This is a genomic window from Pseudomonas sp. NFIX49 (assembly GCF_900115915.1).
GTDB lineage: Bacteria > Pseudomonadota > Gammaproteobacteria > Pseudomonadales > Pseudomonadaceae > Aquipseudomonas > Aquipseudomonas pharyngis.
Genome location: NZ_FOYE01000003.1, coordinates 456,191 through 472,037, shown reverse-complemented (window position 1 = coordinate 472,037; position 15,847 = coordinate 456,191). Strand labels below are relative to the sequence as shown.

At 64.3% G+C, this 15,847-nt stretch carries 6 protein-coding genes; 5 read left to right on the top strand and 1 reads right to left on the bottom strand.

All coding sequences use genetic code 11. The features are described from left to right. Nucleotides 1-109: 109 nt before the first annotated feature. Nucleotides 110-1,114, bottom strand: a complete 1,005-nt coding sequence (locus tag BMZ46_RS10300) for a terpene synthase family protein (protein ID WP_074687655.1) — start codon at nucleotides 1,112-1,114, stop codon at nucleotides 110-112. Nucleotides 1,115-1,409: 295 nt separating this feature from the next. Between BMZ46_RS10300 and BMZ46_RS10295 the strand changes: the two genes are divergently transcribed. The 5 genes from BMZ46_RS10295 to BMZ46_RS10275 all read left to right on the top strand — a co-directional run bounded on the left by BMZ46_RS10295 (nucleotide 1,410) and on the right by BMZ46_RS10275 (nucleotide 15,839). Next, nucleotides 1,410-2,582: an MFS transporter gene (locus BMZ46_RS10295; protein ID WP_074687656.1), complete on the top strand. Its 1,173-nt coding sequence runs from the start codon at nucleotides 1,410-1,412 to the stop codon at nucleotides 2,580-2,582. A gap of 72 nt (nucleotides 2,583-2,654) precedes the next feature. Beyond that, a complete protein-coding gene (locus BMZ46_RS10290) occupies nucleotides 2,655-3,395 on the top strand; it encodes a thioesterase II family protein (RefSeq protein ID WP_039770083.1) in 741 nt (246 codons plus the stop codon). A 39-nt stretch (nucleotides 3,396-3,434) separates the two neighbouring features. Next, on the top strand, nucleotides 3,435-4,418 hold the full coding sequence (locus tag BMZ46_RS10285) for a TauD/TfdA family dioxygenase (protein ID WP_074687657.1): 984 nt from the start codon (nucleotides 3,435-3,437) through the stop codon (nucleotides 4,416-4,418). Nucleotides 4,419-4,605: 187 nt separating this feature from the next. Next, on the top strand, nucleotides 4,606-8,007 hold the full coding sequence (locus tag BMZ46_RS10280; protein WP_074687658.1) for a non-ribosomal peptide synthetase: 3,402 nt from the start codon (nucleotides 4,606-4,608) through the stop codon (nucleotides 8,005-8,007). Beyond that, entirely contained in the window at nucleotides 8,004-15,839 is a 7,836-nt protein-coding gene (locus tag BMZ46_RS10275) for a non-ribosomal peptide synthetase (RefSeq protein ID WP_074687659.1), read from the top strand. Before BMZ46_RS10280 ends, BMZ46_RS10275 begins: the two co-directional genes overlap by 4 nt. The last annotated feature ends 8 nt before the right edge of the window (nucleotides 15,840-15,847 follow it).

Genomic DNA, 15,847 nt, shown 5'->3' with positions numbered 1-15,847 from the left:
CGCGCCTTGTACGGGGATCTGAACAGCTGACCGACGTCCTCGGGTCAGAGTTCAGCGCAAATACGAAGGGCCGGGCAATCGCATCGAATCCTCGCAGGGTTGCGCGGGTTCAGACATGGTAGCGCGCACTGTGTTTGTGCCATTCCAGATTGCCGCCAATCCATGTCCTCAATCCTGTGAGATAGCGCCGCAATATCGGTGAGCGCGTGCCTTTCATCAGCGTTGCGTGCAGGCGTTCGTATTCTTCCATCACTGCGTCGTGGATATCGGCCGCCCGGTCGATTGCCTCTTGAAGCGAACAGTTGTGTCTGGCTGCCAACAGGTAAGGCAGCTTGAAGTCGCCGGTTTCGTTCAGGTGCTCTTTGTAGGCGGAATACAGATCGTTGACCAGAGTGGTCGCCAGCGAGGCCAGTGCAGTGATGCGGTGAATCTCTGGACGGGAATACGTGTTGGCCGGGACTTCGTAGCCGCCAATCGGATCGATCAGTACCAGGCAAGGCCAGAAGCTGTTGACCTGCCGACTGGCCAGGTATTCAGCGACAGTGGGTTGGGTGCCATAGAGGCGCCAGGGACCTTCCGCCGCCATGGCGATGAACATAGCGATGGTGATCTGGCGCACCCGGGCGACTTGCGAGGGCGTGCAGAATTGGGCGACCCGTTTCATATAAGCCAGCAAACCCCTGATCACCGGGTCGTGCATCTGCTGTTCTACAAGTTCTTTGTCGAACGGCGAAGGCAAATAGACCGGATCGATCGCGGTGAGTGCGAACGACAAGCTTTCGGCCACTGTCTCGGGGCGACCGCCGAGGGATTGATCGTCGCAATAGTGATCGTCCACCGCAAACAACGCCGCAAAGCATTGCGCCGCGAGTAACAGTCGATTCGGATCATTCGTGTCGGCGTGGCACAGCATTGCATAGCGACCGAAGTCGCTGGCGCGGATTTTTTCCTCTTTGCCGGCAAAGATTCCCACGCTCGGTATCCAGGCCATCAGGCGATCGTTGACTTCCTGGCCCAGCGCATCATCAATGCGCGTAGGCGGCGGGCAGCGTACGGCGCGGATGATAAAGGGTGCAGTCGCGCTGCGTGGCGTCGGGGCAATGGATTGATTCATGGTGCGATCCTTTATTCGCGGTCGATTGTGGTGCTCACCGACGCGGTTCCTGGGCAGGGGTGACAGGTCCATGTAAAACCTTTGGCAGAATTTACGCACCTGTCAGGTTTGACAGGTGCGCAGCTCAATGGACGAGCGGTCAGCGACCCGCCCGAAGCGTCAGGCAGGCAATTGGCGAAGCCAAGACCCTGAACTTTTCGCGGGAGCACTCCCTTCACATTCCACCAACAATTGCGCGCTTCCCCGGCCGTCAGGCTTTGTGGCAACTTGGCCGCCCCTGATGAGGCTGCATCCGATGGCAAACCCTTACCGCGAACTGTTCAACGCCCCCGGCGCCCGGGCTTTTGTGATGGCCGCGATGATCGCGCGCATGCCGATTTCCATGACCGGCATCGGCGTGATCACCATGCTCTCGCAATTGACCGGCGGCTACGCGTTGGCGGGTGGGGTGGCGGCGACGTTTGCGCTGGCCACGGCGTTTTGTGCGCCGCAGGTGTCGCGACTGGTGGATCGCTTCGGTCAGGGGAGGGTGCTGCCGGTGGCGGCGCTGATCGGTGGGGGCGCGTTGTTGATGTTGCTGTTGTGCACCCGTTTGCAGGCGCCGACCTGGACCCTGTTTGTCTGCGCAGCACTGGCCGGTTGCATGCCGAGCATGTCGGCGATGGCACGGGCACGCTGGACCGAAATCTATCGCGGCCAGCCGCAGTTGCAGACGGCTTATGCGTTGGAGTCGGTGCTCGACGAAGTCTGCTTTATCGTCGGCCCGCCGCTCTCGGTAGGCTTGTGCGTCGGCGTGTTTCCCGAGGCCGGGCCGCTGGCGGCGCTGTTGATGTTGGCCATCGGCGTCACGGCGTTCGTCGCCCAGCGCAGTACTGAGCCGCCGGTGCATCCGCACGAATCGCAGCATCAGGGTTCGATCATTCGTTCGAGCGACGTGCAATGGCTGCTGGCGTTGATGCTCGCCATGGGCGTGATTGTCGGCGTGGTGGATGTGGTCAGCGTCGCGTTCGCCCAGCAGCAGGGTCAGCCGGCGGCGGCGAGCATCGTGCTGTCGGTGTACGCCATCGGTTCCTGTCTGGCCGGTATCGCCTTCGGTGCGATGCGCTCGAAGCTGCCGTTGCCGCGCCTGTTTCTCTACGGCGGTCTGGCGACAGCCGTGACCACTTTGCCGCTGTTGCTGGCGAGCAACATTTTCGGGTTGGCCGTCGCGGTGTTCATCGCCGGCCTGTTCTTCTCGCCGACCCTGATCGTGGCGATGGCGTTGATCGAGCGCATCGTGCCGCCAGCCAAACTCACCGAAGGCCTGACCTGGCTGGTGACGGGTTTGAGTATCGGCGTGGCCATCGGCGCGGCGGGTTCCGGCGCACTGGTGGATGCGTTCGGCGCCCGCAGCGGCTTCTGGCTGGCGATAGTGGCCGGGGCGGTGGTGCTGGCGTCGGCGGTGCAGAGTTTTCGTCACTTGAAGTGATCGACGCAGTGGACTAATTCCCGTCGTGCCTCATCCGTTCTCTTTTACAGATAACCCATTGAGGTAAACGCGGTGACAAAGCTGACACTGCTGTGCCTGCCCTATTCGGGCGCCAGCGCCATGGTCTACAGCCGGTGGCGGCGCCAGCTGCCGTCGTGGATGCAACTGCAACCGGTGGAGTTGCCCGGACGCGGCGCGCGCTACGACGAACCCCTGCAAATCGACATGCGGGCCCTGGCCCGGCAACTGGCTCGCGAGCATAAACCTTCGCTGCAGGCGCCCTATGCGCTGTTCGGGCATAGCCTGGGCGCGCTGCTCGCGTGCGAGCTGGCCCACGCCTTTCGCGATCTTGGTGCACCCGAGCCGGTGGCGCTGTTCGCCTCCGGCACGGCCGCCCCGAGCATGCGCAGCGATTACGACCGAGGTTTTTCCGAGCCGCGCAGCGACGAAGAGCTGATCGAACAGCTGCGCACCTTTCAGGGCACCAGCGAAGAAGTACTGGCCAATCAGGAGCTGATGAGCCTGACGCTGCCGGTCCTGCGCGCCGATTTCATGATGTGCGGACGCTTCACGCCGATCGAGCGGCCACTGCTCAATTGCCCGGTGCATGTGCTGGGCGGCAAGGAGGACCGCGCAACCACAGAACAGTTGATCGGCTGGAGCAAAGAGACGCTGGGCAGTTTTTCGGTGGACATGATGACCGGTGGGCACTTCTTCATTCATGAGCATGAAGCCCGGGTCATCCGCACGCTCAAGAATCACCTGGAAGCCCATCACCGGCGCCATGCGCTGTCGGCGGCACCGGCGCTGTAAGGCGCGGTTCACCTATCGAGTGTTTTGAGGAGGCCAGTCATGGCTGTTGCTGAGGGATTTTCCGTCCGTCCGTTGTTGCCGCATCGCGGTCGCCTGCCGCTGCTGGTGGAGGCGAGCGACGCCGATACCGATTTGCTGGCGGTGTTCGACGAATTGAAAGCGCTGGTCGATGAGCATCTGCTGCAAGACGGCGGTGTGCTGTTTCGCGGGTTCCGGCTGGAGGGTGCGGAGCGCTTTCGCGAATTTGCGGCGAGCTTCGGCCATCCGCTGCTGAACTACGAGTTTGGCTCCACGCCACGCACCAACGTGACCCAGGGGGTGTACACCTCCACCGAGTACCCGGCGCACCAGAGTATTCCGCTGCACAACGAGCAGGCCTATTCCCGGGACTGGCCGATGAAAATCTGGTTCTACAGCATGATCGCGGCCAGATCCGGCGGCGAAACGCCGATTGCCGACAGTCGCGAAGTGTATCGGCGGATTCCCCAGGCGATCCGCGAACGTTTCGTCAGCAAGGGCCTGATGTACGTGCGCAATTTCGGCAACGGGCTGGATGTGGCCTGGGAGGATGTGTTCAACACCGACGACCAGGCTGAAGTCGAAGCCTATTGCCAGGCCCACGGCATCATTTGCGAGTGGAAGGACGACGGAGAACTGCGCACCCGCCAGACCTGTCAGGCCGTGGCGCAGCATCCGGTAACCGGGGACATGGTCTGGTTCAATCAGGCGCACCTGTTCCATATTTCCAACCTGCAACCGGAAGTGCGCGAGAGCCTGCTGGACATCGTCGATGAAGAGGACTTGCCGCGTAACGTCTACTACGGTGACGGTTCGCCCATCGAGGATGAAGTGTTGAGCCAGATTCGTGCGGTGCTCGACGAATGCGCCATCAGCTTTCCGTGGCAGGAGGGCGATGTGCTGATGCTCGACAACATGTTGTCGGCCCATGCCCGCTCGCCGTTCGAAGGCCCGCGCAAGGTGATCGTGGCCATGGCCGAAGGTCACTCCCAGGACGCACTCTGACCCGTCGCATCAGTTGAGCGGGTGGTTGCCGAAGCCGGTCGTGAGCCGGCTTCGGCGTTTGTGCGCCAGTCCCGGCAACCGTCGGCCGGTGATTGCCCGGCCCCGCTAAATCATTGCGTTTGTCATTCGTTCTTGTTGATACGACCGGGCCTCCTGGTCACGCCGCCGATCAGCAAGGACCCAATGCATGAATGCCGCAGACGCACAGAAACTAGCCCGCCGCTTTATCGAATTGCCTCAGGACAAACGTCGTTTGTTTCTCGCCGGCATGGCCCGTGAAGGGATCAATTTTGCGCAGCTGCCCATGACCGCCTGCATTGGGGCCGCCGAGCGTGACGGCCTGTCCTATGCCCAGCAGCGGATGTGGTTTCTCTGGCAGATGGATCCGCAAAGCGCCGCCTACAACCTGCCGATGGCTGTGCGCCTGAACGGTGAGTTGCAGCCCGAGGCGCTGGAGCAGGCGTTCAGTCTGCTGGCGGCGCGGCATGAGTGCCTGCGCACCACGTTCGGTCAGGAGGGCGAGCAAGCCTTTCAGAAAGTCGCCGAACCGCAGCCCGTCAACCTGACCCTCACTGACTTGAGCGCGTTGCCCGAGGAACAGCGCTGGCCGCTGGCCCGACAGCACATGATGGCGGAGGCCACGCAAGCCTTCGATCTGCAAAACGGGCCGTTGCTGAGCCTGCATCTGCTGCGGCTGGACGCGCAGGAACACGTGCTGTTGCTGACGTTGCACCACATCATTGCCGACGGCTGGTCGATGAACATTCTCATCGATGAATTCATGCGCACCTACGATGCGCTGGTGGCCGGGCGCGAGCCACAATTGCCGGCGATCACCGTGCACTACCGCGACTATGCGCTGTGGCAACGCAGCTGGCTGGAGGCGGGCGAGCGCGAGCGTCAGCTCGACTACTGGCGCGCGCAACTGGGCGACGAACACCCGGTGCTTGAATTGCCGACCGATCGTGCGTACCCGGCCCAGGCCAGTCACCGTGGCGCGCGTCTGGAAACGGTCATCGACGCCAGCCTGCGCCAGGATCTGAAGAACCTTGCCCAACGTCAGGGCGTGACCCTGTTCGTGGTCCTGCTGGCGGCGTTCAAGACCTTGCTGCATCGCTACAGCGGCCAGACCGACATTCGCGTCGGCGGCCTGATCGCCAACCGCACCCGCAGCGAAACCGAAGGCTTGATCGGCTTCTTCGTCAATACGCAGATCCTGCGCAGCGTGGTTACCGCGAACAGCCGTTTCGCCGATCTGTTGCAGAGCCTGCGCCAGTGCGCGGCCGGCGCGCAGTCCCATCAGGATCTGCCGTTCGATGCCTTGATCGAAGCCCTGCAACCGGCCCGCAGTCAGAGCCATAACCCACTGTTTCAGGTGATGTTCAACCACCAGCCGCTGGTGACCGATTTGCAGCAGGCGCAGCTGGCGTCCGGTTTGCGGGTCGGTTACCTGACCGAGGAACAACTGACCGGCAGCGGCCGGGAGCATGCGGCCACCAGCGATCTGATGCTCGATACCCGTGAAGAGGGCGAGCAACTGTTCGCCGCGTTCACCTACGCCACCGATATTTTCGACGAGTCCACCATCGCCGCGTTGGCCGGGCACTGGCGCAACGTGCTGGTGTCGGTCTGCCGTGATCCGCAGCAGTTGATCGGCAACCTTTCGATGCTGGCCGTTGCCGAACAGGAAAGTCTGATCCAGGCCACTGAAGAGAGTCCGCGACTGGACAGCTTTCAGACCCTGTTCGAAGCGCAAGTGGCGCGTACGCCCGAGGCGCCGGCGGTGATTCTGGCGAGCGAGCCGTCACCCTCGATCAGCTATGCCGAACTGAACCGGCGCAGCAATCGACTGGCCCATCAACTGCGCGCCCGGGGTGTCGGTCCGGACGTGCTGGTCGGCGTGGCGCTGGGGCGTTCGCTGGAGCTGGCTGTCGCCTTGCTGGCCGTGCTCAAAGCCGGCGGCGCCTATGTGCCGCTGGATCCGCAGACGCCGGGCGAGCGCCTGCGCCATGTGCTCGACGACAGCGGACTGAACCTGTTGCTGACCGACCGGCAGACGCTGGCCGTTCTGCCGGCTCTCGACGGTGTGCAAAGCCTGTGCCTGGACACGCTGCCCGACGATGGCGCCAGCGACAATCTGCCGGTGACGGTCGAGCCGCAGAACCTGGCCTACGTGATCTACACCTCCGGTTCGACCGGTCGGCCCAAGGGCGTGTCGATCAGTCATGCCGCGCTGAGCGAGTTCATCGAGCGCGCCATCGACTACAGCGACCTGCGCGAAGGCGACCGGGTCTTGCAGTTCGCGACCAGCAGCTTCGATGGCTTCGTCGAGCAGTTTTTCCCGCCGCTCTGTCACGGCGCGAGCGTGGTGCTGCGCGACGCACGGCTGTGGGACAGCGCGACATTGCATCAGGTGATCCTCGAGCACGGCATCACCCTGGCCGACTTGCCGGCGGCGTACTGGTACTGGCTGGTGCAGGAATACGCCGCCAATCCTCCAGCGCATTTCGGTGCGCTGCGCCAGATACACGTGGGCGGCGAGGCGATGGCGGTGGACGGTCTGCGCCTGTGGCAGCAGGCCGGGCTGGGTCATGTGCGCCTGCTCAATACCTACGGGCCGACCGAGGCCACCGTGGTGTCGACGATCCACGACTGCTCGGCGCTGACCGCTGACGCCGTGTCGTGGCGCGGCATTCCGATCGGTCACGGTCTGGCCGCACGTCGGCTGTACGTGCTGGACGATGATTTGAACCTGCTGCCGCAAGGCGCGGTGGGCGAGTTGTACATCGGTGGTCCGGGCCTGGCGCGCGGCTATCACCGACAACCGACCCTGAGCGCCGAGCGCTTTATTGCCGACCCGTTTGCCAGCGGCGAGCGCCTGTACCGCACCGGCGACCGCGCACGTTTGCGCGCTGATGGCGCGGTGGAATACGTCGGTCGCGTGGACCATCAAGTGAAGATTCGCGGCTTCCGTATCGAGCTGGGTGAAATCGAATCGCGCCTGCAGCAATGCCCGGGCATCCGCGAGGCCGTGGTGCTGGCCTTGCCGCTCAATGGCAGCCTGCAACTGGTGGCGTATCTGGTGGCCGATCAGGACGTGCTCGACGGGGTGGCCGGTCAGTCGGCGTTCCGTCAGCAGGTCAGGGCTTCGCTGCAAGCCAGGCTGCCGGACTACATGGTGCCGGGCCATCTGCTGCTGTTGGCGGAATTGCCACTGACGCCGAGCGGCAAGCTTGATCGCAAGGCCTTGCCGGCGCCGGACATGGACCAATTGCAGGTCGATTACCGCGCCCCGCAATCGGACATCGAACAAGCCCTGGCGCAGATCTGGGCGGATGTCCTGCAAGTGCCACGTGTTGGTCTGGACGATCACTTCTTTGAGCTGGGCGGCCATTCGCTGCTGGCGGCGCAAGTGATCGGCCGGATCAAGAAACAGCTGAACGTGGTGTTGCCGCTGCGTAACCTGTTCGAAAAACCGCTGCTCGGTGAACTGGCCCAGGCAGTGGCGCAGTTGGCCGACGGTGCAGCGGATAACGACTGGTCCGACATGGACCTGTTCATGAATGAATTGGAAGGAGAAGAAGTATGAGCGGCACCATGGCGGAGCGCATCGCTAAAAGGTTCGTCGGCTTGCCGCTTGAGCAGCGTCGGCTGTTTCTGGCCAGGCTGCGCGAAGAGGGCAAGGACTTCAGCCTGCTGCCGCTGCCGGTCAGTCGCCACGACTGCGCGCAGATCCCGCTGTCGTTCGCCCAGCAGCGTTTGCTGTTTCTCTGGCAGCTCGAACCGCAGAGCGCCGCGTACAACATGGCCGCCGGTCTGCGCCTGAAAGGGCGGCTGGACGAAGCGGCGCTGACCCGCTCGTTCGATCACCTGCTGGCGCGCCATGAAGTGCTGCGCACGGTGTTCCGCACCGACGGCGACCAGCCGCATCAGGTGATCCTCGAACCGCAGGGCGTTGCGCTCGAGCGCATCGATTTGACCGGTATCGCCGCGCAGGAACGCGAGCAGGCGCTGGCCGAGCACGTGCAGAAGGTGACGGCGCAGCCGTTCGATCTGCGCCACGGCCCGTTGCTGCGCGCCAGTCTGTTTGGCCTGGCGGACGATGAGTTCGTGCTGGTGGTGAGCATGCACCACATCGTCTCCGACGGCTGGTCGATGGACGTGATGGTCAAGGAGTTCGTGCAGTGCTATCAGGCGTTCAGCCTGCAGCGCGAGCCGCAGTTGCCGGCGCTGGCCTTGCAATACGCCGACTACGCCATCTGGCAACGGCGCTGGCTGGAAGCGGGCGAGGGCGAGCGTCAACTCGATTACTGGCGCCAGCAACTGGGTGAGGAGCATCCGCTGCTGGAAGTCGCCCCGGACTTCGCCCGGCCGCTGACCCAGAGTTTTGAAGGCCAGACCCTGAGCTTCGATTTCGGCGCGGATCTGTCGCGTCAACTCAACGGCTTTGCCCGTGCTCAAGGCATCAGTCTGTTCATGCTGGTGCTGGCCGGTTTTTCGCTGTTCCTCTCGCGCCAGGCCGGCGAGCGTGACATCCGTGTCGGCGTGCCCAACGCCAACCGCAGTCGCGCCGAGGTCGAAGGGCTGATCGGCTTCTTCGTCAATACCCAGGTGCTGCGCTGCGAGGTGGATGAGCGAGGCAGTTTCGAGGACTTGCTGGCGCGGGTGCGCGAGGCGTCATTCGGCGCGCAGGCCCATCAGGAGCTGCCGTTCGAGCAACTGGTGGACGAACTGGTCGCCGAACGCACGTTGGGGCACAACCCGTTGTTCCAGGCCAAGTTCAACCAGAACGTCGGCATGCAGAAGCAGCGTTCGATGGCGTTGCCGGGCCTGAGCGTGGCGGAGTATCCGCTGGACAAGGACGGCACGCACTTCGATCTGGCGCTGGACATCACTGACGACGGCACGTTGATCCACGGGCAGATGACCTACGCCAGCGACCTCTATCGACACGCAACCGTCGAAGGTTTTGTCCCGGCCTTGCTCGGTCTGTTCGGTGCGCTGCTGAAAGCGCCACAAGCGCCGCTGCACACCGTGGCGACGGCATTGCCGAGTGCGCTCGCGGCACCGCGTGACCCGGCACTGTCGGTGTTGCAGCACTGGGAGCGCGAAGTAGCGCGCCAGCCGCAAGCGCTGGCCGCGCGGGATCTGAACGGCGGCTTGAGCTTTGAGGCGCTGGATCAGGCTGCCAATCGCCTCGCGCATCATCTGCTGGCCCACGGTGCAGTTGTCGGTCAGCCGGTGGCGGTGCTGATGGAGCGCTCGCTCGACTGGCTGACGTGCGTGCTGGCGATCTTCAAGGCCGGCGCGGTGTACATGCCGCTGGACGTCAAGGCACCGACCGCGCGCTTGCAGCAGATGCTCGGCGCCGCGAGGGCTCGCGCAGTGGTGTGTGTCGAGGGGGATTCGCGGGTGTCGGAACTGGCGGTCGCCGGTTGTCAGGGGCTGGCGTTCGATGCACAGCAATGGCAACACCAGCCGGTGACGGCCCCGGTCTGCGAGTTGTCGTCGCAGTCGCCGGCCTACGTAATTCACACCTCCGGTTCCACCGGCCAACCCAAGGGCGTGCTGGTCAGCCACGGTGCGTTGGCCAGTTACGTGCGCGGGGTGCTGGAGCGTCTCGATCCGGCGCCGGACACCAGCATGGCACTGGTCTCCACCATCGCGGCGGACCTGGGGTTCACCGTGCTGTTCGGCGCGCTGTGCTCGGGCCGTTTGCTGCATGTGTTGCCGGAAGAGCTGGGCTTCGATCCGGATCGCTTCGCCGAGTACATGGCCGGGCACCGGGTGGGCATGCTGAAAATCGTTCCGGGACATCTGGCCGCCTTGTTGCAGGCGTCGCGTGCAGCCGATGTGCTGCCGGAGCAGGCGCTGATTGTCGGCGGCGAAGCCTGTTCGCCTTCGCTGGTGGAACGTGTGCGTCAGCTCAAGCCGGGTTGCCGGGTCATCAACCACTACGGCCCGAGCGAAACCACCGTCGGTGTACTGGCCCACGAGGTCGGTTCGCTGGAACCGGGGGCTCGCAGTGTGCCGGTCGGCACGCCATTGGCCGGGGCCCATGTGTATGTGCTTGACGATGTGCTCAACAGCGTGGCCGATCAGGTTGCGGGCGAGCTGTACATCGGCGGCGACAGTGTTGCCCTCGGTTATCTGGGGCAGCCGGGGCTGACGGCCGAGCGCTTCGTTCCCGATCCGTTCGGGCCGGCCGGTGCACGGGTCTATCGCAGTGGTGACCGGGTGCGTCGCAATCGCCAGCAGGCGGTGGAGTTCATCGGGCGCGCCGACGATCAGGTCAAGGTGCGCGGGTATCGGGTGGAGCCGGCGGAAGTCGCCCGGGTGCTGCTCGGCCTGGACGGTGTCAGCGAAGCGGCGGTACTCGCGTTGGCGCTGGATGACGACCCGGCACGCCTGCAATTGGTGGCCTGGTGTGTGCCGGCGGCAGATGCAGCGCTGAAGGCAGAAACACTGCGCGAGCAACTGCAAGCCCGTCTGCCGGATTACATGGTGCCGGCGCAAATTGTCCTGCTGGAGCAATTGCCGCTGACCGCCAACGGAAAACTGGACAAGCGCGCCTTGCCGGTGCCGGGCGTGGTGACGCAGCGCTTCGTCGCGCCGGTGGGCGAGATCGAGGAAAAACTCGCGGCGATCTGGGCCGATGTGCTCAAGCTCGAGCGTGTGGGCAGCACCGACAACTTCTTCGAACTGGGCGGGGACTCGATCCTCAGCCTGCAAATCATTGCCCGGGCCAAACGTCAGGGCATCAAGCTGAGCCCCAAGCAATTGTTCGAGAAGCAGACCGTCGGCCAGTTGGCGGCGGTGGCCAAACTGATCGAAGCCAAACCCGTGGCGGCCGCGCCGCAGAAGGTCGGCGGGCAACTGGCACTGCTGCCGATTCAGGCGCGCTTTTTCGAAACGCCGATTGCCCGGCGTCAGCACTGGAACCAGTCAGTGATGCTGCAGCCGCAGGCGCCGCTTGATGCCGGTCATCTGCAAGCCGCGCTGGCGGCACTGATCGAACAGCATGATGCGCTGGCCTTGAACTTCCAGGCGTCGGGCGATGTGTGGCAGGCAACCTTCCAAAAGCAACGCGACCCGGAGCTGCTGTGGGTACGCGATCTGGACAACCTGGATCAACTGACGGCGCTGGCGGATCTGGCTCAGCGCAGTCTGGATCTGCAACAAGGGCGACTGCTGCGGGCGGTGCTGGCGAATCTGCCGGGCGGTGAACAGCGCCTGTTGCTGGTGATCCATCACCTGGTGGTCGATGGCGTGTCCTGGCGCGTCCTGCTGGAAGACTTGCAGCTCGGTTACACCGCACTGGCCTCGGGCAAGCCGCTGGTGTTGCCGGGCAAGAGCAGCACGCTGCAGAGTTGGGCCGAGCACCTGCACCGTTATGCCCAGAGCGAAACACTGAGCCGCGAGCGCGAGTATTGGCTGACGACCCTGAGCGCGGGTGACGTGGAGTTGCCACGGGACTTTGCCCAGGACGTGCAGACTCAGGAACAGGCACTACGCGTCAGTTCACGCCTGAGCCAGGCACTGACCCACAAGTTGCTCAAGGTCGCCCCGGCCGCGTATCGCACCCAGATCAACGATCTGCTGCTCACGGCGCTGGCGCGGGTGTTGTGTGACTGGAGCCGACAGCCGTCGGTGCTGATCCAGCTTGAAGGCCATGGTCGCGAAGACCTGTTCGACGAGCTCGACCTGAGCCGTACGGTGGGCTGGTTCAGCAGCCTGTTCCCGGTGCGTCTGACACCGCAGGCAGTGCCGGGCGAATCGTTGTGCGCGATCAAGGAGCAACTGCGCGCCGTGCCAGGCAAAGGCATCGGCTATGGCGTGCTGCGCTACCTGACCGGCGCCGCCGAGCTGCGGTCACTGGCCTCACCACGGGTGACCTTCAACTATCTGGGCCAGTTCGATGGCGACTTCGGTGCCGCCGACGGCGCACTGTTCGTGCCGTCCGGCGAAAGCACCGGGGCCAATCAGGACCCTGCGGCACCGTTGGGCAACTGGCTGAGCATCGACGGTCAGGTGTATGGCGGCGAGCTGGAACTGACCTGGACATTCGGTTCGGGCATGTACCGCGCCGAAACGGTGCAGGCACTGGCCGAGGCTTATCGCCTGGAGCTGGAACGGCTGATCGAGCACTGCTGCGACAGCGGCGAGGCCGGCGTGACGCCGTCGGATTTCGATCTGGTGACCCTGACGCAGGCGCAACTTTCGGCCCTGCCGATTCCGGCCCGGGAGATCACCGATCTGTACCCGCTGTCGCCGATGCAGCAAGGCATTCTGTTCCATAGCCTCAACGATCCCGACAGCCCGGCGTACACCAACCAGCTGCGGGTCGACGTGCAACATCTGGAGGTCGAGCGTTTCCGTCAGGCCTGGCAGCAGACCCTCGACGCCCACGACATTCTGCGTACCGCGTTTGTCTGGCCGAGCGACGCCGCAGCAGCGGTACAAGTGGTTCGCCAGAGCGTGCAAATGCCGTGGAGCGTGCAGGACTGGCGGGGTCGAACCGACCTCGACACTGCGCTGGAACAACTGGCCGGCGATGATCTGGCCAACGGTTTCGAGCTGACGGGTGCGCCGCTGTTGCGGGTTTCGCTGGTGCGTACCGATGATTCGACGCATCACCTGATCTACACCTGCCACCACATCCTGATGGATGGCTGGAGTACCTCGCAGTTGTTCGGCGAAGTGCTGCAGCGTTATGCGGGCCTGACCCCGACTGCTGCCCAGGGACGTTATCGCGACTACATCGAATGGCTGGGTCAGCGCGATCAGCCAGCCAGTCGGGCGTTCTGGAAGCAGGCGCTGGCCGAACTCGAAGAGCCGACGCGGCTGGCCAGTGCCGTGCCGACGCAGCCGTCCGGCGTCAGCGGTTATGCCGATCACCAGCATCTGTTCAGCGAACAGCTGACGGCGGATCTGAACCGTTTCGCCCGGGAGCAGAAAGTCACCCTCAACACCCTGGTGCAAGCGGCGTGGCTGGTGCTGTTGCAGCGTTACACCGGTCAGGACAGCGTGGCCTTCGGCGCTACGGTGGCCGGACGCCCGACCGATCTGCCCGGCGTCGAGCAGCAGATCGGCCTGTTCATCAACACCTTGCCGGTCGTGGCGGCGCCGTCCGCCGAGATGCCAGTCGAGCGCTGGTTGCAACACGTGCAGGGCCTCAACCTGGCGCTGCGCGAGCACGAGCACACACCGCTCTACGAGATTCAGCGCTGGGCCGGACTCGGTGCGGGAGCGCTGTTCGACAGCATTCTGGTGTTCGAGAACTACCCGATGGCCGAAGCCCTGCAACAGGGGCCGGATACCGGTCTGGTGTTCTCGGCGATCCGCCGTCAGGAGCAGACCAACTACCCGCTGACGCTGGTGGCGGTTACCGGTCGCGAGCTGAGCCTGGGCGTCAGTTACGATCAGGCCCTGTTCGATGCTGCGACGATCGTCGGCCTGAGTCGTCAGCTCGAAAGCCTGTTGAGCCAGTTCCTCGGTAACGCCACGCAACCGTTGGGCACCTTGCAATTGCTCGACGAGCCGCAGCGCAAGCAAGCGATCGACTGGGGCAAGGCCGGTGTCACGGCCACCGATTCGCGCACGGTGCTCGAGTTCATCGAGGCCCGTGTTGCACAGCGACCGGATGCAGCAGCGGTAATCTACGCCGAACAGCAGATCGACTATCGCCACCTCGACCGGCGGGCCAATCGGCTGGCGCACAAGCTGCAAGCGCTGGGCGTGGGGCCGGAGGTGCGCGTCGGTGTGTGCATGCGCCGTACCCCGGACATGCTGGTCGCGCTGTTGGCGATTCTCAAGGCCGGTGGCGCCTATGTGCCGCTGGACCCGGACTACCCGCAGGAACGCCTGCTGCACATGCTCGACGACAGTCGTGCGGCGGTATTGCTGACCGAGCCGGCGGCGCAGGCGATGCTGCCTGATGCGTTGAGCGCTCAGGTGGTGCTGGTGGAAGAGGGCGAGCAATCGCTGGCCGGGTATCCGTCCACCGCGCCAATGGCCGGGATCACCGGGCAAAACCTGGCTTACGTCATTTACACCTCGGGGTCCACCGGCAAGCCCAAGGGTGTGGCCATCAGTCACGCCAACCTCACTGCGCTGATCCAGTGGTCGCAAGGGGTGTACCGCGAGGAGCAGTTACGCGGTGTGCTGGCGTCGACTTCGATCTGCTTCGACCTGTCGGTCTGGGAGATCTTTGTCACCCTGGCCAGCGGTGGCTGCATGGTGCTGGCGGACAACGCGCTGGCCCTGGCGGAGTTGCCGGCCCGCGAGCGGGTCACGCTGATCAACACGGTGCCGTCGGCGATTGCCGCACTGCAACGGGCCGGGCAGATTCCGGCGTCGGTCGCGACCATCAATCTGGCCGGCGAGCCGCTGAAGCAGAGCCTGGTGGACACGCTGTACGCGAGCACGTCAGTCAAGCAGGTCTACGACCTGTACGGTCCGTCGGAAGACACCACGTATTCGACATTCACCCTGCGCACCGCGCACGGTCAGGCCAACATCGGCCGGCCGCTGGACAACACCGTGGCGTACCTGCTCGACACGCAGCTCAATGGCTTGCCGGCCGGTGTGGCGGCCGAGTTGTACCTGGGCGGCGCCGGCGTGACCCGGGGCTATCTGATGCGCCCGGGGCTGACCGCCGAACGCTTCGTGCCCAACCCGTATGCCGGCAACGGCGAGCGGCTTTACCGAACCGGCGACCTGGTGCGCCAGGGCGCGGATGACAATATCGAGTACTTGGGCCGCGCCGACCATCAGGTGAAGATCCGTGGCTTCCGTATCGAGCTGAGCGAGGTCGAAGCGCGTCTGCTGGAGCAGGACGAGGTGCGCGAGGCGGTGGTGCTGGCTCAGGACGGCGCGGCGGGCAAGCACCTGCATGGCTACATCGTGGCGGCGCAACCGGTCACCGATCCGGCGGCGCTGACCGAGCGTCTGCGCGCAGCGTTGGCCAGTCGTTTGCCGGCGCACATGGTGCCGGGGCACCTGCATGTGATCGAGGCGGTGCCGCTGACCCCGAACGGCAAGCTCGACCGCAAGGCGCTGATGGCATTGGGCGACAGCCCGACGCAGCAGCAGTACGAAGCGCCGCAGACCGACTTGCAATGGGAGGTGGCGACGGTCTGGCAGGAAGTGCTGGAAGTCGAGCGCGTGGGCCTGGCGGACAACTTCTTCCAGCTCGGCGGCCATTCGTTGCTGGCGACGCTGGTGGTGACCCGGATCAAGGAGCGTCTGGGCGACAAGGTGCCGCTCAAGGAGCTGTTCGAAGCCGATACGCTGAAAGCGTTCTGCAACCGGATCGAGGCGCTGCGCGTCGAAATGTCGCCCGTTCAGGATGAATTGGCTAAATCCCTGGAGGCCCTCAAACGTCTATCCCTCGATGATCTGGAAAAACTGATTTCTTGAGAGGGAAA